Origin of the sequence: Acinetobacter sp. YH12135 (genome assembly GCF_013418565.1) — a bacterium.
GTDB lineage: Bacteria > Pseudomonadota > Gammaproteobacteria > Pseudomonadales > Moraxellaceae > Acinetobacter > Acinetobacter towneri.
In genome coordinates, this window is sequence record NZ_VPBU01000001.1 from 338,387 (window position 1) to 363,369 (window position 24,983).

19 protein-coding genes are annotated in these 24,983 nt (G+C 42.2%); 12 read left to right on the forward strand and 7 right to left on the reverse strand.

Translation table 11 applies throughout. From position 1 onward, the window contains the following. Positions 1 to 7: 7 nt before the first annotated feature. The 4 genes from FTU70_RS01620 to FTU70_RS01635 all read left to right on the forward strand — a co-directional run bounded on the left by FTU70_RS01620 (position 8) and on the right by FTU70_RS01635 (position 4,100). A complete protein-coding gene (locus tag FTU70_RS01620; RefSeq protein WP_096900969.1) occupies positions 8 to 1,186 on the forward strand; it encodes an FAD-dependent oxidoreductase in 1,179 nt (392 codons plus the stop codon). A 56-nt stretch (positions 1,187 to 1,242) separates the two neighbouring features. Then, the gene (locus FTU70_RS01625; RefSeq protein WP_154320942.1) at positions 1,243 to 2,181 is read left to right on the forward strand and encodes an alpha/beta fold hydrolase; all 939 of its coding nucleotides are present in this window, start codon (positions 1,243 to 1,245) and stop codon (positions 2,179 to 2,181) included. A 13-nt stretch (positions 2,182 to 2,194) separates the two neighbouring features. Continuing rightward, a complete protein-coding gene (gene oxyR, locus FTU70_RS01630; RefSeq protein ID WP_096900971.1) occupies positions 2,195 to 3,100 on the forward strand; it encodes a LysR family transcriptional regulator OxyR in 906 nt (301 codons plus the stop codon). Between the two features lie 364 nt (positions 3,101 to 3,464). Continuing rightward, positions 3,465 to 4,100, forward strand: coding sequence for a LuxR C-terminal-related transcriptional regulator (locus FTU70_RS01635; protein ID WP_096900972.1), 636 nt, complete (start codon positions 3,465 to 3,467; stop codon positions 4,098 to 4,100). Between the two features lie 110 nt (positions 4,101 to 4,210). Here FTU70_RS01635 and ppk1 read toward each other — a convergent pair whose 3' ends face one another. Then, a complete protein-coding gene (ppk1, locus tag FTU70_RS01640; RefSeq protein WP_096900973.1) occupies positions 4,211 to 6,292 on the reverse strand; it encodes a polyphosphate kinase 1 in 2,082 nt (693 codons plus the stop codon). Between the two features lie 133 nt (positions 6,293 to 6,425). Continuing rightward, positions 6,426 to 7,100 (reverse strand): monofunctional biosynthetic peptidoglycan transglycosylase, encoded by a 675-nt coding sequence (gene mtgA / locus FTU70_RS01645; RefSeq protein ID WP_004972019.1) that lies wholly within the window; start codon positions 7,098 to 7,100, stop codon positions 6,426 to 6,428. A gap of 76 nt (positions 7,101 to 7,176) precedes the next feature. Between mtgA and FTU70_RS01650 the strand changes: the two genes are divergently transcribed. After that, positions 7,177 to 7,992 (forward strand): rhomboid family intramembrane serine protease, encoded by an 816-nt coding sequence (locus FTU70_RS01650; protein WP_179991130.1) that lies wholly within the window; start codon positions 7,177 to 7,179, stop codon positions 7,990 to 7,992. Between the two features lie 46 nt (positions 7,993 to 8,038). Here the strand turns inward: FTU70_RS01650 and FTU70_RS01655 are convergent, their stop codons facing one another. Together FTU70_RS01655 and FTU70_RS01660 are read right to left on the reverse strand one after the other, a co-directional pair. Continuing rightward, positions 8,039 to 10,528 (reverse strand): ABC transporter permease, encoded by a 2,490-nt coding sequence (locus FTU70_RS01655; protein WP_180059886.1) that lies wholly within the window; start codon positions 10,526 to 10,528, stop codon positions 8,039 to 8,041. Position 10,529: 1 nt separating this feature from the next. Continuing rightward, entirely contained in the window at positions 10,530 to 11,279 is a 750-nt protein-coding gene (locus tag FTU70_RS01660) for an ABC transporter ATP-binding protein (protein ID WP_004972026.1), read from the reverse strand. A 12-nt stretch (positions 11,280 to 11,291) separates the two neighbouring features. Here FTU70_RS01660 and FTU70_RS01665 point away from each other — a divergent pair, with 12 nt between their 5' ends. Further along, entirely contained in the window at positions 11,292 to 11,921 is a 630-nt protein-coding gene (locus tag FTU70_RS01665) for an arylesterase (protein WP_257222527.1), read from the forward strand. 39 nt (positions 11,922 to 11,960) lie between these two features. On the opposite strand, the gene FTU70_RS01670 is transcribed toward FTU70_RS01665, so the two are convergent. Continuing rightward, positions 11,961 to 12,575: a carbonic anhydrase gene (locus tag FTU70_RS01670; RefSeq protein WP_168418702.1), complete on the reverse strand. Its 615-nt coding sequence runs from the start codon at positions 12,573 to 12,575 to the stop codon at positions 11,961 to 11,963. A 296-nt stretch (positions 12,576 to 12,871) separates the two neighbouring features. On the opposite strand from FTU70_RS01670, the gene FTU70_RS01675 reads away from it, so the two are divergent. After that, positions 12,872 to 13,933, forward strand: coding sequence for an alpha/beta fold hydrolase (locus FTU70_RS01675; protein ID WP_180059888.1), 1,062 nt, complete (start codon positions 12,872 to 12,874; stop codon positions 13,931 to 13,933). A 17-nt stretch (positions 13,934 to 13,950) separates the two neighbouring features. Next, entirely contained in the window at positions 13,951 to 14,964 is a 1,014-nt protein-coding gene (locus FTU70_RS01680; RefSeq protein ID WP_180059890.1) for a hypothetical protein, read from the forward strand. 73 nt (positions 14,965 to 15,037) lie between these two features. Here FTU70_RS01680 and nfuA read toward each other — a convergent pair whose 3' ends face one another. Then, entirely contained in the window at positions 15,038 to 15,676 is a 639-nt protein-coding gene (nfuA, locus tag FTU70_RS01685) for a Fe-S biogenesis protein NfuA (RefSeq protein ID WP_096900978.1), read from the reverse strand. A gap of 157 nt (positions 15,677 to 15,833) precedes the next feature. On the opposite strand from nfuA, the gene FTU70_RS01690 reads away from it, so the two are divergent. The 3 genes from FTU70_RS01690 (at position 15,834) to FTU70_RS01700 (ending at position 18,763) form a co-directional block, all read left to right on the forward strand. Further along, entirely contained in the window at positions 15,834 to 16,451 is a 618-nt protein-coding gene (locus FTU70_RS01690) for a rhomboid family intramembrane serine protease (protein ID WP_004972041.1), read from the forward strand. 317 nt (positions 16,452 to 16,768) lie between these two features. Then, positions 16,769 to 16,963 (forward strand): hypothetical protein, encoded by a 195-nt coding sequence (locus FTU70_RS01695; RefSeq protein WP_004972042.1) that lies wholly within the window; start codon positions 16,769 to 16,771, stop codon positions 16,961 to 16,963. A 252-nt stretch (positions 16,964 to 17,215) separates the two neighbouring features. Further along, on the forward strand, positions 17,216 to 18,763 hold the full coding sequence (locus FTU70_RS01700) for a hypothetical protein (protein ID WP_180059892.1): 1,548 nt from the start codon (positions 17,216 to 17,218) through the stop codon (positions 18,761 to 18,763). A 128-nt stretch (positions 18,764 to 18,891) separates the two neighbouring features. Here the strand turns inward: FTU70_RS01700 and FTU70_RS01705 are convergent, their stop codons facing one another. Next, a complete protein-coding gene (locus tag FTU70_RS01705; RefSeq protein ID WP_004972047.1) occupies positions 18,892 to 20,508 on the reverse strand; it encodes an inorganic phosphate transporter in 1,617 nt (538 codons plus the stop codon). A gap of 497 nt (positions 20,509 to 21,005) precedes the next feature. Between FTU70_RS01705 and metH the strand changes: the two genes are divergently transcribed. After that, positions 21,006 to 24,695 carry a methionine synthase gene (metH, locus tag FTU70_RS01710; RefSeq protein WP_167845858.1) on the forward strand — a complete coding sequence of 1,230 codons (3,690 nt, stop codon included), beginning with the start codon at positions 21,006 to 21,008 and terminating at the stop codon, positions 24,693 to 24,695. Positions 24,696 to 24,983 lie beyond the last annotated feature (288 nt).

A 24,983-nucleotide genomic window follows, 5' to 3' on the forward strand; every position in this document is an offset into this window, starting at 1 on the left:
ACACCTTATGCATCCTATCGTTATTATTGGTTCAGGCATGGCAGGTTATACTGTTGCACGCGAGTTTCGTAAGCTAAATGCAGAACAAGAGTTAGTCATGATTTGTGCAGATGATGCTGCCAATTATGCCAAACCAACTTTATCTAACGCATTGGCGGGCAATAAAGCCCCTGCTCAAATTGCATTGGGCGATGCAGCTAAAATGGCAAGCCAACTCAATATGCGTATTGAAACCCACACTTGGGTTAAAGCAATTGATGCAGAAGCGCATGTACTTGAATTAGAAAAAGAGGGTGTAAGCAGCCAACAACCTTATTCTAAATTGGTTTTGGCAGTGGGTGCGAATCCTGTACGTTTAGCCATTGCGGGCGATGGCAGTGATGACATTCATGTGGTAAATAATTTAAGTGATTACACCGCATTTCGCCAACAGCTTGAACAACGTCAAGACAAACGTGTGGTGATTTTAGGTGCAGGTTTAATTGGTTGTGAATTTGCCAATGACTTGCAGCAAACAGGACACCAAGTCACGGTGATTGACCTTGCACCACAACCACTAGGTCGTTTATTGCCGGATTATGTAGCCAGTGCTTTTAAACAAAACCTAGAAGAAACGGGTATCCATTTTGTATTGGGTACAACCGTTGAAAAAGTTTCGAAAATTAAAAATGACGACTATTTAGTGACCATTACCAGTGGTCAGTCTTTAATTGCCGATGTGGTACTGTCTGCCATTGGTTTACAACCAAACATTGCTTTGGCTAAAACAGCAGGCATCGAAACCAGTCGTGGGGTCTTAACCAATGCGCAACTTGAAACCAGCCAAGCTGATATCTATGCAGTAGGTGACTGTGCGGAAGTGAATGGTATTTTATTGCCGTATGTGATGCCAATCATGCAGCAAGCACGTGCCTTAGCCAAAACCTTAAATGGTGAAACTACTCAGGTACACTACCCTGCCATGCCTGTTGCAGTGAAAACACCTGCTGCACCACTGACCGTTTTACCTGCGCCACTAGGGGTAGATGTCAACTGGCATACCGAAGAATTTGACGATGGCATGATTGCCAGAGCCTATGACCAAACCGATACCTTACGTGGCTTTGTCCTATTAGGCGCAACAGCGGCCAAACAACGCTTGAGTTTGACCAAATTAGTGCCAGACTTATTGCCTGTATCGGAATAAAATAAAAACAATAAAGGGCGATTGATTTCGCCCTTGCCTGACATGAGGATCACAACATGAATAGTGCACTTCAGTTCACCACATCGCCCTATACGGCATTTATGCACGAAACCAAAGTCGATTTAGGCAACGGAATTCAGCTGCATGTCGAAGTGGGCGGCAAAACTGAAGATCCACCTATTTTGCTGATTATGGGTTTAGGCGCACAAATGTTGTACTGGCCCGATTTCTTTTGTAAATCACTGATTGATCAGGGCTATCGTGTCATTCGCTATGACAACCGCGATATTGGTTTGTCATCCAAAATTCGCCACAAAGGTCCACGTCTGAACACCTATAAAATGATGGGGCGTTTTAGCTTAGGTCTGCAAAACCACGGTGCGCCTTATAACTTATTTGATATGGCGGATGATGCTGCATTGCTATTAGAGCGCTTAGGCATTGAAAAGACCGAAGTGATTGGTGCTTCTATGGGCGGCATGATTGCCCAAATTTTGGCTGCCAAATATGCAGATCGCGTGAATAATTTAGGCTTATTATTTACCAGTAATAACCAGCCTTTTTTACCACCACCATTTCCGAAACAACTGTTCAGTTTGCTAGAAAGACCAAAATCGCAAGATGAAAATGGCATTGTTGATCATAGTTTAAAACTCTTTAAGGTGATAGGCTCGCCAGGCTATGTGAATCAACTCGAAGCGATGCAAACTGCACGCAAATTATATCAGCGAAGTTATTACCCTGCGGGTGTACTTCAACAGTTTTTAGCAATATTATGTACAGGCTCGTTGCTACAACTGGACAAACAAATTCAGCAACCTACCCTTGTGGTACATGGTTCGCAAGATCGTTTGCTCCCACCAGGGCATGGTAAGGCTGTTGCGAAAGCGATTCCGGGCGCTAAGTTTGAATTAATCAAAGGAATGGGGCATGATATTCCTCCACACTTTATTCCTCATCTTAGCGAACTGTTTGCTCACCACTTTAAATCATAATCATTAGGACACTATGGCTGCATTACCATCTTTAAGACAGCTGTCATACCTCGTTACACTGTCTGAAACGTTACATTTTACAGAAGCGGCTCGCCGTTCTTTTGTAACTCAGTCGACTTTGTCTGGCGGGATCATGGAACTGGAGCGCCTGCTTGGCGGCGTACTGGTAGAACGTGATCGACAGAATGTACGTTTAACCCCATTGGGTGAACAAGTCGTAGCACGCGCCCGTGTTCTGTTAGCAGATGCACAGGACTTAATGCGTTTAAGCCGTGAAATGAGTGAGCCTCTCACAGGTGATTTACACTTAGGCGTGATTCCAACCATTGCCCCATTTATTTTGGCGCAACTGTTAGATGAAGTGCATAAGCAGCTACCTAAAATTCAATTGCATTTACACGAAGCGCAAAGTGAAAAAATTGTCGAAAAACTGGAACACGGCAATTTAGATATGGTGGTGTTAGCCCTGCCATTCGATACGCGTGGTTTGAAAGTGGCTGAAATTTCTAAAGAAGATTTGTTCTTGGTTTATCACAAGGGCGATCAAAAATCGGCGCAGGCCAATTCTTTAGATGATTTGGATTTATCGCGTTTAATGCTGCTTGAAGAAGGTCATTGCTTACGTGATCACACTTTAAGTGCTTGCCCGATTGGTGAACGCAAAAACGATCATCGTTTAAAAGCCAGCTCTTTGCCGACCTTGGTTGAAATGGTGTCTGCAAATTTAGGCTTTACCCTATTGCCTGAAATTGCAATTCATAATGCCATGATCAAATCGAATCCAGATTTACAGATCAAAAGTATTGAGGCTGCACCAAGCCGTACTTTGGCTTTAGTGACGCGTAAAAGCACGCCATTACAAAGTGAATTTGACGTTTTGCTGCAGATTTTACAGAAAATCACTCAAAACGCAGTCTAAATTTAGACACACGATCCAACATTTCATTAAGGAGCCAACATGGCTCCTTTTTTATTTTTCGTTCAAAAATGCGTATTGTTTTTGCAGTTCACTATGATTTAAGTGACTTATAAATATGAATAAGTTTTAAAATGTGAGATTCATCACAAATTCAACAATTCACTCTTACCACTGAACGAAAGAACGGTATCGAGTTACATTACTCACATTTTCAACACATTTCAAAAAAACATATTCAGCAACAATTACTTATATTTACCCTTTTTATATAAAAATCACTATATTTAAGGATATTCAGTTACAGCAATATCACGCACAATCTATTTATCAAAATTATTTATAGAACAGCACAGGAGTATTTGTCATGATTCACAGAGATCTCGTTTTACCTGTGCCTGTTCTGCTGATTGATGATCAGGTAGAAGCATCACAAAATTTAAGCCACATTTTACAAAATTTTGGCTACCCTAAAGAGGTTCTACTTTGCAGCCCATCGCTCGCAAATGCAGTGCTGATGGTGCAGCAACATTTGCCTAATTTGGTATTTATCAATTTACAGTCTTGGTCAAAAGCTCAAATTGATTTTATCCAAAATCTCAAACTTTTCCGTAAAGACACCTTAATTGTGGCGGTGCTGCCTTCAAGTATGCCAAAACAATTGCTACAAGCTATTCATTTAGGCATTTCAGCCTATGTCTTTAGCGACCAATCTGCAACAGGCATGCAAAACCAGATTCGCACCATTTTACGTGGCGGCTCACCGCTAGACGGCAACTTAGCCAATGAAATCTTAGCCTGCGAACAATCCATTGTCGCACATGGTCATTCTTTGGCACTCTCTAAAACTGAACATGAAATATTGGCGCTTTCAGGACAAGGTTTACCTTCACAACAAGTTGCTGCCAACCTGAATGCTTCAGAACAACTGGTGCATGGTTATGTGAAAAGTATTTATCGCAAAATTATGAATGCGGATGATGCGATGTGCTGTTTTTCTTAAATTATTGATCAATAAATATCAATCAAAAATATAAGTCTTAAATAAATATTAGAAACAAAAAAAGAGCGATGTCTGGCATCGCTCTTTTTACCTGTTATAAATGTTTGAAACTAAACAATACTATCGGTCAGGATACGCTGCGCATTGTGTGGTTCTTCACCCTCAGCTGCTTTTACACGCACCCAAGTTCCATCACCCTGCAACAGCCACGCCTGTTGATTGTCTTGCATGTAGGTCAATAAACCTTGCTCATAAATACGCTTTTTCAAAGCTGGATCTTCAATTGGGAAACACGCTTCAACGCGGTTAAATAAGTTACGATCCATCCAGTCAGCACTTGAACAATAAATACGTGGATTGCCATTATTAGAGAAATAATAGACACGGGTATGTTCAAGGAAACGTCCGACAATCGAACGCACACGGATATTTTCCGATAAGCCCGGCAAACCTGGGCGCAAGCAGCAAATTGAACGGATGATGAGATCAATTTGCACACCCGCCTGAGACGCCTCGTACAATTTATTGATCAATTGCATTTCAGTCAGTGCATTCACTTTCACAATAATTTGTGCGGGCTTACCTGCTTTAGCATTGGCAATTTCTTCATCAATATAATTCACCAACTGTGCGTGCAGGGTAAATGGTGCATGCAACAACTTTTTCAGTTTTGCCATTTTACCCATGCCTGTTAGCTCTTGGAAAATACGATGCACATCTTCACACAGCTCTTTGTCTGTGGTCAGTAAACCATAGTCGGTATAAATACGCGCATTGCCTGCGTGGTAGTTACCTGTGCCTAAATGTACATAACGCACCAATTTATTATTTTCACGGCGCACCACCAAAATCATTTTGGCGTGGGTTTTATACCCCACAATACCGTACACAACCACAGCGCCCGCTTCTTGCAACACGTTAGCCACAGCAATGTTAGATTCTTCATCAAAACGTGCACGCAGTTCAATCACCGCAGTCACTTCTTTACCGTTTCGTGCAGCCTCTGCAAGCACTTGTACAATTTCAGAATCTGCGCCACTACGATATAAAGTTTGTTTGATTGCCAAGACTTGTGGATCACGTGCAGCTTCACGCAGCAAGTTAATCACGGGTGCAAAAGATTCAAACGGATGGTGTAATAAAATGTCTTGCTTTTGCATCGCTGAAAAAATATTTTCAGACTTTTTTAACACCTTTGGAATGGCGGGTGTATGTGAATCATAACGTAAATGTGGACGTTTAAAATTAGACAATAAACGCGCCAAGTTCACTGGGCCATCTACTTTATAAAGTTGTTCTTCTTCAAGATCGAACTCATCTAGCAAATAATCATAAATGGCTTTCGGGCAGTTGTGCGTTACTTCTAAACGTACCGCACGACCAAAACGGCGTGAGTTTAATTCGCCTTTTAGGGCTTTGGCCAAGTCTTCTACATCTTCATTTAACGCCAAATCTGCATTACGGGTCACACGGAATTGATAGCATCCAGTCGCAGTCATGCCCGGGAATAAGTCAGACACATGCTCATGAATAATTGCTGAAAGCATGACGTGGTGCTCTTTACCGCCTGTAAGTTCATCGGGTAAACGAACTACACGTGGTAATGAACGTGGTGCAGGAACAACCGCCAAATCAATTTGACGACCAAAAGCATCTTTCCCTTCTAAAGTCACAATAAAATTCAGACTTTTATTGACCAAACGTGGAAATGGATGTGCAGGGTCTAGGCTAATTGGGGTTAATACAGGGGCAACTTGCTCTTGGAAATATTTTTTCACCCATGCCGATTGTGCAGGGGTTAATTCACCACGACGTAAGAAACAAATGTCTTCTTCACGTAATTTTGGCAAAATTTCCTGATTTAAAATACGGTACTGGCGTTCAATAGCAGCATGTGCTGTTTTAGAAATTTGATCTAACACCTGCTTAGGGGTTAAACCATCTGGACTACGGCTTTCATTGCCCAAGTCCAATTGTTCCATCATGCCCGCAACACGAATTTCAAAAAACTCATCCAAGTTACGTGAAAAAATCAGCAGGAAGTTCATGCGTTCCAACAAAGGATGCAACGGATCGACAGCTTGCTCAAGCACGCGCAAATGGAAATCTAAAATAGACAGTTCGCGGTTAATGTAGCGATCATTATATGTATATTCTGTTTGCGCAGGAGTCGCGCCTGTTGCCGTATTCATACCCACCTATGCTTTTTTAAAATGTTTGGCACTGCTACAAGTATGCTTCAATTTTGTGACATTTTCATAAAAAAAGCCTAAAAAATTAGGCTTTGTGGATATTTTCACATTTTATAGTTTGTTTTCGCTCAATTTAGGGAATTTCCGCATAACGCATATAGCGCTGCACCATCTGTTTACGGGCTTTTAATGCCCCCGCATTACGATGTTCCTGAAAATATTTTGGATTGGTTAAAATCGCAGCCAAGAAAATTGCTTGATCACGGCTTAAACTTTTTGCACTTTTGCCAAAATAATGCTGTGCCGCAGCTTCGGCACCATAAATATTATCGCCAAATTCTACCGAGTTGAGATAGACCTCTAAAATACGCTGCTTTGACCACATGCGTTCCATCATCCATGTCGCCACAACTTCTTGGCCTTTACGCAAAAAAGAACGCTTATTGTATAAAAACAAATTCTTGGCGAGCTGCTGAGAAATTGTAGAACCACCTGCAACAACCTTGCCTTCATCTTTGTTCCGTTCCAGCGCAGTTTGAATACCTTCCCAGTCAAAACCATGATGCTGCATAAATTTGCCATCTTCGGCAGTCACTACAGCACGTTTTAAGTTGTCACTGAGTTGGTCATAGTCGCGCCATTGGTGTTGAATAGGCTTGCTCGGTTCAGCCCAATAATCCAAACGCATCATCATGGTCGATTGCACAGGCTGCGTACGCCACCACACCAAGCTGCTAAAAATCCATAATTGAACCAAAAGCACCACACTAACAAGAATTAACAAAGTTCGTATAAAAAAAGCTTTCATCTTGGTGCATGGCTCCTGAAGCGTTATTTTTTCGTGTTAAGCTTAGATTGATCACTACGACACAATATTTAAATATATGTCCCAACATCCCCCAAACCTGCGCAACAATAAAGTTGAAATTCACCTGTGGTGGATTACCGCAGCCCTGATTGCAATCAATGTGGCTTTGTTTGCATGGCAAGTGCTCAACGGCATGAACATTAGCAATCCTAGCCCGCAAGATGCAATACGCTGGGGTGCTGATTATGCACCTTTAACCTTTTTGGCGGAACCCATTCGCCTGTTCAGCAGCATGTTTTTTCATTTTGGTTTAGTACATTTAATGTTAAATATGTGGGCCTTGTATATTTTTGGCAGCGTCAATGAACAATTGTTTGGGCGTGTCTATTTTATAGTGTTATATGTTTGCGCGGGTTTGATGGGTAGCCTGCTCAGTGGCTATGTCAGCATTCAGGACAGCTATACCCTGCTCGAACAAGGTGTCGCTAATCCAAAGCTGTTACCTAGCGTGGGTGCAGGTGCTTCAGGTGCGGTGATGGGACTTGGAGCTGCACTGACGGTATTGGCGTTATTGCCCCAATTACCGCGCCAAAAATTTCTCTTGGATGGTAAAACCTTAGTGATGGTAATGGCACTAAACTTAGGTATGGGCTTTATGATCAGTGGCATTAATAATGCTGCACATATTGGCGGCATGCTCATGGGCGCAGCCATGACACTCATTTGGTATATTGGACAACGCAGCAAACACAGTAACTTAGTGAACGGTTTTGCGATGCTCCTTGCACCATTGGGCTGTGCTGCATTTTACTGGTATTGCCATCAACTGCTTGCCCCAATTCAACCCCTTTGGCAAGAACTGCTTAGCATGATGCAACGCAGTCTGGGTTAAACAATCAACCTTTACAACAAGTAAAACAACATCAACTAGAGATGAATCAGGACTGATTCATCTCCCTTAAACTTTGCAGTGGCGGAATATCGCATAAATAACTTAAACGATAACGTCCAATCAAGGCACACAGCACGGTCATAAATACAGGCAAAATCAGCCAGATGTCCCAATGTGGTTGCAGCATTAAATCCATGCGGTAACTGGCAACAGCACTAATGACTTCGGCAAATAAACACGCCACTATTCCCGCCATAAAGCCCATAAAACCGATTTCCAGACTCAACATACGTTTGAGTTTTTGTTTAGAACTACCAAAAGAACGCAGTAATGCGACTTCGCGTTTGCGCTCATCCATCAGCAAGTTTAAACACGCGATTAATACCAACAGCCCAGACACACTCACCAAAATGGCTAAAATGGTGATGATCTGCACCAACACATTCACAATGCGTTTAATTTCATCCAAAATTAGGCTGACATCAATAAACACTGTGTTGGCAAATTGCTGAATCAATTGAATTAGTTTCGGTTTATCTGCTTCAGGCACATAGAAACTGCCCAAATAACTGCCTGCATTTTCATCCATAGTGTGCGGTGAAAAAATAAAGAAAAAATTTGGACTAAAGCTTTCCCACTCCACCGTACGCAGATTAATCACTTCGGCTTCAAGTATGCCTTCAGGCAAACTAAAACTGAGTCGATCACCAATTTGAATGCCCAACTCGGCAGCCGTATCTGCTTCTACTGACACTTGTCCCACTGCACTGAAATTGGCTTGCCCATTTACAATGATATTATCGGCAGGATAACGGTCAGACTGTGTCAGGTTGAGTTCGCGTCTTAACGTATTGCTTTGCTGAATTAAGGCGTCGGCAAAAGGTTGATCATTTTTGGCGACCAAACGCCCACGTATATTTGGATAAAGTGGCGTGCTGTGCCACTGCTGCTGCGTTAATTGTTGTTGAAACTCAGGCATATCAAACGGTGGCAAGCCGTAAACAAACTGATTGGGTGTTCCTTCGGGCAATTGCTGCTGCCAACGATCTAGCAGGTCGGTACGCAACACTGCAAGTACCGTAATTAAACTTAATCCTAAAGCCAATGCAGTAATTTGAAATGCCGTGACAGCAGGCGCACGAATATACGCTGCGAGTCTGCCTTTAGAATGACGCAATAATTTTAATAAACTCCACACCACTCCATACAGCAATACGCACAGCGCAATAATCGCACCAATCACCCATGTACTAAGCACTAAACTTTCGGTCAAGACCACACAAAATACGATTAGACTTAGCGTCCCTGTAAGCAACATCCACCACCAAGCGCGCATGCTTTTGTCTTGTTGGCGAATCACGCGAATCGGTGCGGTATTCAGCAATTGCAATAAATTAGGCAGCACAAAACCCAACAACACCACAGCACTGGTGAGCATGGCGATTGGCAATGGCCCAAGCAACATTGCCATGGCTGAAAATTGAATTTCCAGGTGCGGAATCAGTTGCAGCATGATTTGCAACAAAGCATAGCCCAACGTCACGCCCAAAATACTGCCAATGCCCATAGCGATAATTAAGACCAAAGCAAGCAAAGCCAAATAAGCGGCTAAAATTTGTCGTTTACTTGCACCAATACAACGTAATAAGGCGATATGATCCTGATTTTGTTGCACATAGCGCTGACTGGTCAAACCAATCGCAATCCCACACAATAAAATGGTCAGGATATTCGCTAACTGTAAAAAGGTATCTAAATTGGCAATGGGGCGCATTAAGCGAGTATTGCCTTCACTGGCATTGCGTAGTCTTAAACTACTTTGTTCTTCAAAGTTTTGTTCAGGGCTGGCCGTTTGCTGTGCCTGTGCAGGCTGTTGTGTATGTGTTTTAAAATACTGCTCAAAATTTTGTGTATCTTTGGCGCTGCCTGCCAACAACAAACGGTAATCTATGCGGCTACCCACTTGAATCGCGTGGGTACGTGCTACATCGGCCTGTGAAATTATCACTGTCGGCGAAAAACCTGAAAAACCGAGTTCCTGATTAGAATCGTGTTCAATTTTTGCAGTCACGGTAAATGCTGCATCGGCAATATTCACCGTTTCACCCAGTTTAACGTGAAGTAAATCCATAGCACGTTGGCTCAGCCAAATTTCGCCAGACTGAATCTTGTCCGCTGCAGGATTGACCCGCAACTCACCGCGTAACGGAAAATTATGCTCAATCGCTTTGACATTCACCATCACAAATTGCGCTTGAGTATGTGCCATCGAACTAAATACAGTCACATGCGACTGTTGTAACTGATGTGCAGTCGCCTGATCCCGCCAGTCTTGTGCAATGGGTTCATTGTCACTCAGTACTAAATCACCCGCCAGCATTTCTGCCGCTTGCAATGCCACTGCATTTTGAATTTGCTCATTGCTAAACTTTAAGGCCGTGGTCGCACTAATCGCTAAAGTCAGCGCAATAATCAGTAAATATACACCACTGCTTTTAAAACTCTGCTTTAACAGCGGATGAAATAATGCGTTCATTTCATCCTCCTGTTATGGCAGCAGTTGGCTTAGCTGCAAATTGCTCAACCAATTGCCCATCAATTAAGGCATAGTGACGCTGACATTGTGCCGCCAGTTTCGGGTCGTGCGTGACCAACACCAAGGTTGTGCCCAACTCGCGGTTCAATTCAAATAACAATTGCTCAATTTCAGTTGCAGTTTCCCCATCCAAGTTTCCTGTCGGTTCATCGGCAAAAATAATTTTAGGTTCACGAATTAAAGCACGTGCAATGGCGACACGTTGTTGCTCACCTCCCGAAAGCACTTTCGGCGTTTGCTGTGCTTGTCGTTCTAAACCCACACGTTTCAGCAAGTTGAGGGCTTTTTGTTCTGCCTCTGCATATTTAAATTTTTCCTGCAAACGTAGTGGCAACATCACATTTTCCAGTGCCGTCAAATGCGGCAATAACTGAAATGACTGGAACACAAAACCAATATGCTTTAAACGAACTTCTGCACGTTGTTCTTCGTTTAATTCTGCAATTGACTCACCACATACCACCAATTTTCCACTGCTGGCCTGATCTAATGTTGCCAAAATACCCAATAAGGTCGATTTTCCTGAACCCGAACGACCTGTAATGGCCACTTGTTCACCTTCCTGAATATCGAAGTTTAAATTCTCAAAAATGGTCAATTGTTTTTGTGCAAGTTGTATCTTTTGTGTCAAATTTTGGGCAGAAATAATCGTTTGTGGCATGATATTAGATTCTTTAGTGTTTTGAGTCATACGTTTCCCATTATGCAAAATCGCAATCTAACTAGTCGTGTCTTCCCGCGTGTGTTGCTGCTCGGACTATGTTTCAGCCCACTCGTGGTATCTGCAAAAACCATTATGATTGTAGGTGACAGCTTAAGTGCAGGTTACGGCATACAACCACAACAAGGTTGGGTTCACTTATTGCAAAAACGTTTAGAACAACAGTATCCGAAACAGCATAAAGTGGTCAATGCAAGTGTCAGTGGCGAAACTACCAGCGGCGCTTTGGCGCGTCTGCCTAAATTGCTGCAGACCCATCGTCCAGACGTTGTAGTCATTGAGTTAGGCGGGAATGATGGCTTGCGTGGACAACCACCACAAATGATTCAAAAAAATTTAGCAAACTTAATTCTGCACAGCCAAAAAGCCAAAGCGAAAGTGGTGATTTTTGGGATGAAAATGCCGCCCAATTACGGCTCGGCGTATAGCAAAGCATTTGAAAATAACTATAAAGTGGTGAGTCAGCAATATAAAGTCAAATTACTGCCATTTTTTATGGAAGGTATTGCGGGCAATAAGCAATTGATGCAAAAAGATTTAATTCATCCAAATGCCAAAGCTCAGCCTATTTTGCTAAATAATGCTTATCCATATATCAAAGGCGCTTTATAAAGCGCCTTTGAGGAAAATCTAATTGCTGTGCGGTTCAGATTAAAAATCAAAAAAAACCACTTCACCTGTTTCCAGTGAATATTCCGCACCAACCACTTTCAACTGACCTTGTTCAATCAGGTTTTCTAAAACCGCTGAACCATGACGCAATTGATTTACCGATGCAAACACATTAGAACGCACCGCATGCTTAGATAATTTCGCCAAGTCATTTTTCAGTTCAGTCTGCATTAAGGTTTCAACTGAAGGACGAACACGGTTTACAATCGACATTAAATTTGCCGATGGTGGACAATCTGGGCACATTAAAGTATCAATTGTGGCTTGAATCGCACCACAATGGCTGTGTCCTAAAACCACGACAACCGCACAGTCATAGCGCTCTGCTGCGAACTCAACGCTACCCACTTGTGATGGCGCAACCACGTTGCCCGCAACACGAATTACAAAAAGATCACCCAGTCCTTGGTCAAATACCATTTCTGCTGGTACACGTGAGTCTGAACAACCTAAAACAATCGCAAATGGATTTTGGTCTTCTGCCATTTCTGCACGCTGCTGGTGCGACAATTGTTTAGGATGTTTAGTGTCACCAGAAACAAAACGTTGGTTTCCTTGTTTAAGACGTTCTAAAGCTTCTTGAGCTGTTAGCATTCTTGATTTACCACCGATCTTTGAAGTTGCAATATTCTAAAGCCAGACTGGGTGAATGTCACTTGCAAAAAAATTAGCTTATGCTTTTTTATTTCAAGATTTTTGTTATAAATTTTTTCCATTTTTCTTGAGATGTATCACATTTTCTACCATTTGTTTCCATACCTTCAAAAAAGTAAGGGGTGACTTTCTAGGTGAAATATCTACAATAAAAGCAATAATCTTTCGCAATTAGACCTAAGATCTAATGCCTTAATCATTGGAGCCTGTTTGGGTTCGTCAGGGGAAGACTTTTCATGTTGCAGTTTATACGATCACGCTATCTACAAGTGGCTTTGCTCACTTTGGGTCTAAGCGCGTCCTGCTTCGCTCAAAGTGCCAATCAAAATAAAAACATTCCTGTAAATACCAACAATTCAATCAGTGCCAACAGCATCGAATTACAATTGCTACAGCAACACTTTCAGCAACAGCGTAAACAAGCTGGACTCACCGCTAAAAATATTCGTGTGGGCGATGTGGTCTGGAGCTATAACGAGGGCGGTTCACGCAGCAAACCGACCATTTTACTGATTCATGGTTTAGCTGGCACACGTGACAATTGGAACCGTGTGGCACAATTTTTAACCCCAGATTATCATGTGATTATTCCAGATTTACCCAATAGCGGTGACACCAAAACCCCATCACATTTTGACAATTCTGTACCCAACGTCACCTCGCAATTACGTCAGTTTATTGAAGCGATTGATTGTGAAGAAAACTTACACGTTGCAGGTCATTCTTTAGGTGGCTCCATTGCAACAGTCTACGCAGCACAATACCCTTTTGACACGCAAAGCCTATTTTTACTCAACAGTGCAGGCATTTATAAACATGCCAATACGCCTTATACCAAAAATCCGTTATCTTTAAATGATTTAATTGTGAGCAAGCATGGGGATTTAGCCGATGTTGCCAGACAGGTCATGCAAAACCCGCCTGCCATGACCTCACAAATTCAACATGCGCAAGAAGAAGTGTTGATTTCTCGCTCAGCGCAAACCCGCAAAGCAATTGAGCAAATTGTCAAACTCAACCGTATTTATACCCCAGACTCTTTTGCCCGTTTAACGGCATCAATCGAAGCACCCACCCTAATTTTGTGGGGCAAGCAAGATCGCATCATTAATGTTGAAGTGGCCAAAGAATTACAATCATTATTAAAACGTGCGGAAACACCTGTTATTTTGAATAATGTCGGACACATGCCTTTACTGGAAGCAGAAAAACAAGTAGCACAATATTATTTGCCGTTTCTGTCTAAAACACAGAACCTAAAAAACCCACTTGCTGATAAACTGATTCCTTTAAATTAATTATTATATCAACCATCATGCAAAAACATTCGATGATTGAGCAACTGATTGATGCTCACCTAGATTTTTTGGATCAGGAATTTGCTCAAGCCGAAACTGTGCAAATGGAATTTGTGCAATTTTACCAATGGTTCCGCAAACAAACATTACAGGACTTATGGCGCTCGGAAGCAATTTACGCACTTATTCAACAACAAATTTTAAATACCCCAGCTAGCTCATTTTTAATTGAACAAATTGCAGAGCATATCCGCTTTGCCTTGGTACACCCTGCGAATGACAACAGCAAAATTTCCGATGTCATCCCAGTTTTGACCATAGATAAAATTGCCCAATACGTTGCCAGTAAAAGTGGGCATCGCCAACGCCTAATTAAAACTGTGGTAAATAATCCTGCCTTTGCCGCCATGATTACCCAACTCATTCAACATTCCATTCAGGATTATATGGATAATTCGGTGATCGCCAAAAGCGTGCCTGGCGTATCGCGTTTTATGAAAATGGGTAAATCGGTTTTGGAAAGCGTTACCGATACCAATTTAGACCAGACCATTCAGCATTATTTGCAAAAAAATGTGCAGAAGCTGACTCAAATGAGCGAGTCGGTGCTTAATCAACATTTTGATGAGGAAAAACTGTATCACTTCCAAGCCAATTTATGGCACAAAGTTAAAGACTTGCCACTTTCCGTTTTAAAAAATTATATTGAAGTACAAGACCTATCCCAAACTGTCAATTTAGGACATGAAATTTGGGATCATTTACGCCAAAGTGACTATTTGAAACAGCAAGTGCATGATGGGGTTTATGCGTGGTATGTACGCAATCAGGCGCGCCCTTTTGACTTGTTATTGCACGACTTAAACATTGATGAAGCGCTAGTCCAACAACAATTACAACAACTGTTAAATCCAGTCATTCAAAAAATGATCGCTGAAGGCTATTTAAAGCAACGTGCGCGCCATTATTTAGAGAAATTTTATTATTCTGAAAAAACACAACAAATTTTAAATCTACAAACGAATGAATAGGGTCTGTTGACAATTTCAGATAAAAAATAACCTCCTAAAATTTAGGAGGTTATTTTTAAGCGAGGCTTAGAGCTTATTTAAAATAAGCACCTTCAGATTGACTGTGGTCAGTCTGATCCACCACACGCATCAATTCAGGTACGTGTTGTTTCAAGGTTGTTTCAACACCTTGCTTTAAAGTCACATCAATCGCTGAACATCCTTGGCAACCGCCACCAAATTTCAATACTGCAGTTAAGCCGTGTTCTTCATCTTCAACCACTTCAACCAAAGCACAGTTACCACCATGCCCTGCTAAACCTGGGTTAATTTCAGACTGTAAAACATAAGTAATGCGTTCTTCTACCGAAGCATCTGGGCCTACGCGTGGCACTTTTGAGTTCGGTGCACGGAAAGTCAATTGACCACCAAAACGGTCTTTGTTGTAGTCAATTACGGCATCCAATAAATACGGAATAGACGGCGTATCAATAAATGCAGGAAAGTCTGGATATTCCTGTTTGTAGTCTGTAGGTACAACTTCATCGGGCGCACTATAAGCCATGCAACATTCAGCACGCGGTGTACCAGGATTTTCCACAAAAACACGCACACCAATACCCGGTGTATTTTGCTTTGCCAATAAATCCTTCAAATACTCTTGAGCAGTTGGCGTAATCAATAAGTTTGGAATTTCATCTACAACTGCTGTGCTGCTGTTCTCAGTCGACATAACAATAATTTCCTCAAGCTGAAGTGGCTATTTTAACTGAAGATGCGGGGGAATAAAAAAAAATCAACCAAAATTGTCGGATTTATTCCTAAAGTTCGACTCAAACTCAGTTTTGATGCATTATTACAGCAGAATTCAAGTAAAAGAATAGGCGTTTATGCTCGATTTACCTTTTAATCATACCGTGACCATTATCATTATTACGGTCATTGTGTCTATGTTGGCGTTTTCCAAACAAGAATTAATGAATCGTCTGATTTTTTGGCCGCCTGCTATGCAACGTGGTCAATATGACCGCTTCATTACCCATGGTTTTGTGCATGCCGATGGTGCGCATTTGCTGTTCAATATGATTACCCTGTTTTTCTTTGGCAGCATTATTGAAAGTTTTTATCGCCAATACGTCTATGATTTAGGCTTTGTTTTATTCTATTTGGGTGGTTTAATCGCCGCGATTATTCCAAGTTATTTAAAGCATAAAAATGACCATCGTTGGGCCAGCTTAGGCGCATCTGGTGCTGTATCTGCGGTGTTGTTTGCCTATATTTTGTTTGAGCCGTGGAAGTTGATTTTCGTGTTCTTTATTCCAGTGCCTGCCATTATTTTTGCAATACTGTATGTAGCGTATAGCATTTGGTCGGGTAAACGCGGCAATTCCAATATTAATCACAGTGCGCATTTATGGGGTGCGGCCTATGGTGTGATTGTGACTATTTTAATTGAACCACGCATCTTGCCTCACTTCCTGAATAAACTGGCGCAACTGCCGTTTTAACTTTTGAAACTATAACGACTCGGTACATCTACCACTGAGTCGTTGCTACTTTAAAGAATTTTCAAATCCGTCAATAGACTGCTTTCATAAATCCGCTTAACACCATCATTTATTGCCTCTCATCTTCAGCCTCTCTCATTGGGAAAAACGACTTTCAATCGTCATTTTATGAACTGCTGATAAGTATTTTTGATTGATGAAAGCATCTGAATGATCCAATACAGCATAAAGCACACAACAAATAACATGCAGTTACTCGACAAGCACTTATACTAAGAATATAAAGACTAAAACTATCAAGCAATCAGGAGTCAGCCATGAAAAAGTTTGCACTTCTAAGCGCCCTGTTACTCAGTCTAGGATTAAGCGCCTGTGCCGTACATACCCCTGAAGGCAGTGTGGTGATTGATCCTGACCGCACGATCTACCCGAAAGGCTATTATCCACACCAACATCCGCATGGTGATGGTGATTTTTGTCCTCCAGGTCAGGCGAAAAAAGGACGTTGTTAAGCTGTTGGTCTGAGTGAATAAAACATTGTTGATACAGCATCAGACTCATTTATGATTCGAACCTAGACATTTAAACACTAACCTTTAAATCTCAACAACATTTCATTCACATTAAAAACCTTTACACTTCGTGAAGGTTTTTTTATTCAAATTTCACTCAATTTTGGTAGTTTTTGCTACCCCATATCGCAACTTGGCATAGATAATGTATACATCTGTATATTAATTTCAATTTAGTTTGCGAGTTTTTGCATGTCCACTTCTTACGATGGCTTACAGTTTCCAATTCATCCAGAAAACCATAAACCCAGCACCTCAAGCACAGGCAAACAAATTATTGCCGAAGCCTTAGCCACAGTCGATCATCAAAGCTCAGTTGATGCTTTGGCAGAAAAAAACTGGCGTAAGCACTATCCAAAATACTTTAAAGCCCTCGTGACCAATGGTATTCGTGAACAAGCTAACGCAATTCAAATTGCAGAAGATGGATTAAGAAAAGCCCATCAATGTTTTGAGTTTTATCGTCATGAGCAAAAATATGTGCTGAAAGATGTCATGCTCTTGCCTACTGAAACTTTACATACCTTTAAATTACAAGGCAGCAGCCAAGCAGCACCCGAATGGTATGTGCCGTATCGTGGGCAAAAGTTACAAGGTCAAGCTCTACTAGATCAAATTGCAATTTGGCTAGCAGCAGGCATTATTGAACCAAGTCATGCCGAAGCGTTAAATGCTGCAATGGCGCATCCTGAATGGTTTGATTTGTCTGACCGTAACATGGTGCTATTTGGTGCAGCTTCAGAAGCAGGGCCACTCACATGGTTAGCCAAATGGAAAGCCAATATTATTGCAGTCGATTTACCAAATAGCCGTGTGTGGAATAAAATTTTAAGCACTGTGCAACAAGGCAATGCCACCTTATATGCACCCAGTACAACACAACTCGCGGCAGATACCCCACTTGATATTTTAACAGAACAGTTGGGTGCAAATCTACTGACACAAACCCCAGAAATTGCACAATGGTTAGCTCAAAAACCTGAAACGCTAGATTTAGCAGCCATTGCCTATTTAGATGGTGAAAAACACGTGCGTGTTGCGATGGCGATGGATGCCATTATGCAATATGTCAGCGAACACAAAGCTGATAGCAGCATTATGTTTATGTGTACCCCAACCGATGTTTATGCCGTTCCTGAAGAAGTGATTAGCGCATCGGCAGAGAAGTTTCAGCAGCGTTCACAAGGGCAAAAGCTACTCACCAAAAGTATTGAAACCATTTCACGCAGTCATTTCTTCCAAAAGAATCTGCATAATTTAATTGCTTCAGACAATGGTCAACATTATGGTATTGCCGACTGTTTGGTGGTTGAACAAGGGCCAAACTATGCTTTAGCAAAACGCATCCAGCAATGGCGTGCAATTTTAGCGCGTCATCAAGGACAGCATGTCAGCATCAATATTGCACCTTCGACCACCACACACTCTGTGACCAAAAATCCATTACTCAAAGCAGCATTTAGTGGCGCAAGTTTGTTTGATGTTGAAGCATTTAGCCCTGAAACCACCAATGCGATTATGGCGGCATTGTGGATTCATGACTTACGCAATCCAAACTCGGCAGCCAATCCTGAAGTGAAACTTGAGCATCCGCTCGAATTGATGATGGAAGGTGCGAACCATGGTGGATTGTGGCGCGTGGCGTATTTGGCACGAACGGCCCTACCTTTCGCTGCGCTCTATGGCTTTGCTGCAGATAAATTACCACTGGACAAAGTCATCCAAAAATTTAAAAAGTAATGTAAACCGCTAATCTATCTATTCAAAAACTTGCCTGCAAATATTTCTCTAGACTGATCTGCAGGTATAAAAAAAGCGCTGTATCATCACAGCGCTTTTTTCAACCACTCAAAAAAGTTGAGAATGGATTAAAACACTTTTAAGAACAACCAGAACAAGCTACCCGATAAACAAATTGTCGCAGGTAAAGTGAAAATCCAAGCCGAAAGAATTGTACGCACCATTTGGAAATTCAGACCCGATTTATTTGCCACCATGGTACCTGCCACCGCACTGTTCAGTACGTGTGTAGTTGAAACTGGCATCCCCAAACCATCTGCAGCAGCAATAGTTGACATTGCCACAAGCTCGGCAGACATACCTTGACCATAAGTCATGTGCTGCTTACCGATACGTTCACCAACAGTCACCACAATACGTTTCCAGCCGACCATCGTACCCAAGCCTAGTGCTAAGGCAACGGCAACTTTGACCCAAGTTGGAATGTATTGTAAGAATGAATCTAAATGGCTGCGGTAGCTTTTAACCACTTTTTTCTGTTCTTCCGACATTTCAGGCAAGGCATTGGCTTTGTCTAAACGCTTGAATGAAGTCGTGCTTAAATACATATCATTACGCATTTCTGCTACTTCAGCTTCAGGCACATCTTTCAAGTTGCCATATTGACCCACACGCTCACCCAAATGGTCAGTTAAGCTTGCCAAAGCAGGCACGACTTCAGGGGTAATTTCTTTGGTCTGAATATAGCTAGTGATGACCTGACGTGCTTTTTCATCTGGCATATCGACATGTTGTGCATAAATCACATCAGCTGTTTGCGTTGAAAGCTGTTGGAACGATTGAATGTGGTTTTGGTCTAACTCTTTATTTAACGAGTACGCCAACGGTACAATCCCGATCAAAATCAACATGATTAAACCCATGCCTTTTTGACCATCGTTTGAACCATGCGCAAAACTTACCCCAGTACAAGTAAAAATTAGAATGGCACGAATCAGTGGTGGTGGTGGCTTATTGCCTTCAGGCGGCTGGAACAACTCCATTTGTTTCTTGAAGATTTTTTTCACCAAGAAGAACAAAATCGCAGCAAAGGCAAAACCAATCAGTGGCGAGAACAATAAAGCCTTGCCCACTTTCATGACTTGTTCCATGTCTACGCCACTTGCACCCGCACCTGAGTTCAGCAAGTAGTTCATAATCCCCACACCTAAAATCGAACCGATTAAAGTGTGCGAACTTGAAGCAGGAATACCGAAAAACCACGTTCCTAAGTTCCAGACAATCGCGGCAATCAACATGGCAAAAACCATGGCAAAGCCTGCGCCTGAACCGACATTCATAATCAATTCGACTGGAAGTAAGGCAATAATACCGTAGGCAACTGCGCCACTGGCGACCATCACCCCAAGGAAGTTACAGAAACCCGCCCACATTACTGCCACAGGTGCAGACAGGGCATTGGTATAAATAACCGTTGCCACTGCGTTAGCTGTGTCGTGGAAACCATTCACAAATTCAAAGCCTAAGGCAATGAATAAAGCGGTCGCCAATAAAATCACCGAGTACATGCTTAGCGCAGGCACGTGGGATAAGTCCGCAGACAATTGGAAACCAATATAAATAAGGGTAGAAACGATGATCGTTAAAAACACCGGCATAAAAAATTTCGGTGTAGGCACATGAACATTGGTCGATTTAGTGGTCGACTTGTGTGCTGAATCTACAGGAGTTGGATTAGAATTCATGCAAGCAGAAAAGAGGATTTAAAATCCCCTTATTGTTCAATTAAATTGTGACAATTATATGACAAAGAGCTGCTATATAAAGCAACTTTCATACTTTATTTTCACACTTTAAGCTGTTTTTTTTGTGCATAAAATTAAAATTAACATTTAAATTTAAACACTTAGAATAAATAAACCTACTTTTCTTATGCCATTCTCTCAAATTTAGATTGTTACACCTTTGTCATATTTGCCTAAAATTTCAGACAAAATTTACCGTGAGCCAATTTTGCCTGAGCAATATGACAAAGCGATGACGCATCAAAGTAAAATCAAAATTAGAATGTTCCTCATCACAACTTTTATTTAGGTTCAAAAGCTACAGCAAAATCCTAAAAATACTGCTTTATGCACTATTTTTACGACTTCCACTCTCTCTGGTCGCTTCAAGTGCACGAAAGCCGTGCGAACTCTGCTAAAATAGCGCTCATTTCGGATTCAGTCATAAAGGGTTTTTTATGTCCACGCTTACCACCCTGAAAGCGCTTCTTGCCCAAAGAATTTTAATTATCGATGGTGCTATGGGTACTATGATTCAACGCCATCAATTGGAAGAAGCCGATTATCGTGGTGAGCGTTTTGCAGATTGGGCACATGACCTCAAAGGCAACAATGATTTATTGGTACTGACCCAACCGCACATTATTCAGGGTATTCACGAAGCCTACTTAGATGCGGGTGCAGACATTATTGAAACCAACAGCTTTAACGGCACACGCGTTTCTATGTCTGACTATCACATGGAAGATTTGGTTCCAGAAATTAACCGCGAAGCAGCGCGTTTAGCCAAAGCTGCCTGTGAAAAATATTCAACACCAGACAAACCACGTTTTGTGGCAGGTGTACTTGGGCCAACATCGCGTACCTGTTCAATTTCACCAAATGTAAACGACCCTGCATTTCGTAACATTAGCTTTGATGCACTCAAAGAAAACTATATTGAAGCTGCGCATGCCTTAATTGAAGGTGGTGCAGATATCCTGCTCATTGAAACTGTATTTGACACCTTAAACTGTAAAGCTGCGATTTTTGCGGTCAAAGAAGTGTTTAAACAGCTCGGGCGTGAATTGCCGTTGATGATTTCAGGTACCATTACCGATGCTTCAGGACGTACCTTAACGGGTCAAACTGCAGAAGCTTTCTGGAACTCGGTACGTCATGGCGATTTACTTTCAATTGGTTTTAACTGTGCTTTGGGCGCAGATGCCATGCGTCCACACGTTAAAACCGTTTCAGACGTTGCCGATGTGTTTGTTTCTGCACACCCGAACGCGGGCTTACCCAACGCATTTGGTGGTTATGATGAAACGCCTGAAGAAACCGCAGCTTTCCTCAAAGAATTTGCTGAAAGCGGCTTGATCAATATTACAGGCGGTTGCTGTGGTACAACGCCTGATCATATCCGCGCGATTTACAATGCGGTAAAAGACATTCCACCGCGTAAAATTCCAGAGATTAAACCTGCATGCCGTTTAAGTGGTTTAGAACCATTTAACATTTATGATGACTCTTTATTTGTAAACGTGGGCGAACGTACCAACGTCACAGGTTCTAAAAAATTCCTGCGTTTAATTCGTGAAGAAAACTTTGCCGAAGCCTTAGATGTTGCTCGTCAACAGGTAGAAAGCGGTGCGCAAATCATCGACATCAACATGGATGAAGGCATGCTCGATTCAGAAGGTGCGATGGTGCACTTCCTGAACTTGGTGGCATCTGAGCCTGATATTTCTCGCGTACCTATCATGATTGACTCCTCTAAATGGGAAATCATTGAAGCAGGCTTGAAATGCGTACAAGGTAAAGCCATTGTCAACTCTATTTCCTTAAAAGAAGGTTATGACGAGTTTGTCGAAAAAGCCCGCCTCTGCCGCCAATACGGCGCAGCTGTCATTGTTATGGCCTTTGACGAAGTCGGACAAGCCGATACTGTGGCACGTAAGCGCGAAATTTGTAAACGCTCTTATGACGTTTTGGTCAATGATGTTGGCTTCCCTGCCGAAGACATTATTTTTGACCCGAACGTGTTTGCAGTTGCGACAGGTATTGAAGAACACAACAACTACGCAGTCGATTTTATTGAAGCCACAGGCTGGATTAAACAAAACCTGCCGCATGCCATGATTTCAGGCGGTGTATCGAACGTATCTTTCTCATTCCGTGGTAACGAACCTGTACGTGAAGCCATTCACGCGGTATTCCTATATCACGCTATTCAGCAAGGCATGACCATGGGGATTGTCAACGCAGGTCAGTTGGCAATTTACGATGACATCCCGAAAGAACTGAAAGAAGCAGTTGAAGCCGTTATTCTGAACCAGAACCAAGGTGAAAGCGGTCAGGATGCCACAGAAAAACTGCTAGAAGTGGCAGAAAAATATCGTGGTCAATCAGGCGCACAAAAAGCCGAAGAAAACTTAGAATGGCGTAGTGAATCTGTCGAAAAACGTCTTGAGTACGCTTTAGTTAAAGGCATCACCACCTTTATTAATGAAGACACCGAAGAAGCGCGCCTGAAAGCCAAACGTCCATTAGATGTGATTGAAGGCCCGTTGATGGATGGCATGAACGTGGTCGGTGACTTGTTTGGTGCAGGTAAAATGTTCCTGCCACAAGTGGTGAAATCTGCCCGTGTGATGAAACAAGCCGTTGCATGGCTCAACCCGTACATCGAAGCTGAAAAAACCGAAGGTCAGTCTAAAGGTAAAGTCTTGATGGCAACGGTAAAAGGTGACGTTCACGACATTGGTAAAAATATTGTGGGCGTAGTCTTGGGCTGTAATGGATACGATATTGTCGATCTCGGTGTGATGGTACCTGCAGAAAAAATCCTGCAAACTGCCATTGACGAAAAAGTCGATATCATTGGCTTGTCTGGTCTGATTACCCCATCTTTAGATGAAATGGTTTTTGTTGCCAAAGAAATGCAGCGTAAAGGCTTTAACATTCCATTGTTGATTGGTGGCGCAACCACATCTAAAGCACATACTGCAGTTAAAATTGATCCACAGTTCTCAAACGATGCTGTCATTTACGTTGCCGATGCTTCGCGTGCCGTTGGTGTTGCGACAACCTTACTCTCTCCTGAAATGAAACCTGCTTTTGTTGCAGAGCACCGTGCGGAATACGCTAAAATTCGTGAACGTATTGCCAATAAGCAACCAAAAGCTGCGAAATTGTCGTATGCAGAAGCCATCGACAATGGTTTGAAAATTGATTGGGACAACTATACGCCTGCAGTACCAAACTTAATTGGAACTCAAGTGCTGACTAATTATCCGCTTGAAACCTTGTTGCCATACTTTGATTGGACACCATTCTTTATTTCTTGGAGTTTGGCGGGCAAATTCCCGAAAATTTTGGAAGATGACGTGGTGGGCGAAGCTGCAACCGACTTATATAACCAAGCGCAAGCCATGCTCAAAGATATTATTGCAAATAATCGCTTTGATGCACGTGCAGTCTTTGGGATTTACCCTGCCAACCGTTCTGCGGCAGATTCAGTACAAGTATATGATGCAGCACGTAATCAAGTAACGCACACCTTCCATCATATTCGCCAACAGTCTGACAAAGTCACAGGCAAACCAAACTTGTCTTTGGCAGACTTTGTTGCAACTGCAGAGCAAGGGCAAGATTACTTGGGCGGCTTTACCGTGTCGATTTTTGGTGCGGAGGAAATGGCCAATGAGTTTAAAGCCAAAGGGGATGATTATTCTGCCATTTTGGTGCAGTCTTTGGGTGACCGTTTTGCAGAAGCATTTGCAGAGCATTTGCATGAGCGTATTCGTAAAGAATTCTGGGGCTATCAGCCGAATGAGCAGCTAAGCAATGAAGAGCTGATTAAAGAGAAATATGTAGGGATTCGTCCTGCACCGGGCTATCCTGCGTGCCCTGAGCACTCTGAAAAAGCCACACTGTTTAACTGGTTAGGTTCGACTGAAAAGATTGGCACACAGCTGACCAGCAGCTTTGCGATGTGGCCGCCTTCATCTGTGAGTGGCTTCTACTATGCCAACCCTGCTTCTGAGTACTTTAACGCAGGTAAAATCTCGTTAGATCAGCTTGAAGATTACGCACAGCGTAAAGGCTGGAGTTTAGATGAAGCGAAGCGTTGGTTAGCTCCAAACTTGGATGATTCGATTAATTAATTGCTTTATGCCGCTTGGGTAGTACATCGGCCCATGCGCTCTACATAATGTCATTTCAAAAACCAGTGAATTGTAAAATTCACTGGTTTTTTGTTAAAAGGAAGTTTTAGCTAAATTGCATCAAATTATTGGAAGATCGTAATCCCCCTAAAATAAAATAATGAACCGTACCGGGTTTGTCGGAGACTTTTTTATTTAAGTTAGGCCACCTGACCTAACGGGTTAATCTTATCATAGTACATTGCTTCAAACTCAAAAGGTGATACATAACCCAGTGCACTGTGTACA

What these genes read in the sequence shown, in the direction of transcription:
- FTU70_RS01620 (WP_096900969.1), top strand. Translation starts at nt 8, where the DNA reads ATGCATCCTATCGTTATTATTGGTTCAGGCATGGCAGGTTATACTGTT.
- FTU70_RS01625 (WP_154320942.1), top strand. Translation starts at nt 1,243, where the DNA reads ATGAATAGTGCACTTCAGTTCACCACATCGCCCTATACGGCATTTATG.
- oxyR (WP_096900971.1), top strand. Translation starts at nt 2,195, where the DNA reads ATGGCTGCATTACCATCTTTAAGACAGCTGTCATACCTCGTTACACTG.
- FTU70_RS01635 (WP_096900972.1), top strand. Translation starts at nt 3,465, where the DNA reads ATGATTCACAGAGATCTCGTTTTACCTGTGCCTGTTCTGCTGATTGAT.
- ppk1 (WP_096900973.1), bottom strand. Translation starts at nt 6,292, where the DNA reads ATGAATACGGCAACAGGCGCGACTCCTGCGCAAACAGAATATACATAT.
- mtgA (WP_004972019.1), bottom strand. Translation starts at nt 7,100, where the DNA reads ATGAAAGCTTTTTTTATACGAACTTTGTTAATTCTTGTTAGTGTGGTG.
- FTU70_RS01650 (WP_179991130.1), top strand. Translation starts at nt 7,177, where the DNA reads ATGTCCCAACATCCCCCAAACCTGCGCAACAATAAAGTTGAAATTCAC.
- FTU70_RS01655 (WP_180059886.1), bottom strand. Translation starts at nt 10,528, where the DNA reads ATGAACGCATTATTTCATCCGCTGTTAAAGCAGAGTTTTAAAAGCAGT.
- FTU70_RS01660 (WP_004972026.1), bottom strand. Translation starts at nt 11,279, where the DNA reads ATGACTCAAAACACTAAAGAATCTAATATCATGCCACAAACGATTATT.
- FTU70_RS01665 (WP_257222527.1), top strand. Translation starts at nt 11,292, where the DNA reads ATGCAAAATCGCAATCTAACTAGTCGTGTCTTCCCGCGTGTGTTGCTG.
- FTU70_RS01670 (WP_168418702.1), bottom strand. Translation starts at nt 12,575, where the DNA reads ATGCTAACAGCTCAAGAAGCTTTAGAACGTCTTAAACAAGGAAACCAA.
- FTU70_RS01675 (WP_180059888.1), top strand. Translation starts at nt 12,872, where the DNA reads ATGTTGCAGTTTATACGATCACGCTATCTACAAGTGGCTTTGCTCACT.
- FTU70_RS01680 (WP_180059890.1), top strand. Translation starts at nt 13,951, where the DNA reads ATGCAAAAACATTCGATGATTGAGCAACTGATTGATGCTCACCTAGAT.
- nfuA (WP_096900978.1), bottom strand. Translation starts at nt 15,676, where the DNA reads ATGTCGACTGAGAACAGCAGCACAGCAGTTGTAGATGAAATTCCAAAC.
- FTU70_RS01690 (WP_004972041.1), top strand. Translation starts at nt 15,834, where the DNA reads ATGCTCGATTTACCTTTTAATCATACCGTGACCATTATCATTATTACG.
- FTU70_RS01695 (WP_004972042.1), top strand. Translation starts at nt 16,769, where the DNA reads ATGAAAAAGTTTGCACTTCTAAGCGCCCTGTTACTCAGTCTAGGATTA.
- FTU70_RS01700 (WP_180059892.1), top strand. Translation starts at nt 17,216, where the DNA reads ATGTCCACTTCTTACGATGGCTTACAGTTTCCAATTCATCCAGAAAAC.
- FTU70_RS01705 (WP_004972047.1), bottom strand. Translation starts at nt 20,508, where the DNA reads ATGAATTCTAATCCAACTCCTGTAGATTCAGCACACAAGTCGACCACT.
- metH (WP_167845858.1), top strand. Translation starts at nt 21,006, where the DNA reads ATGTCCACGCTTACCACCCTGAAAGCGCTTCTTGCCCAAAGAATTTTA.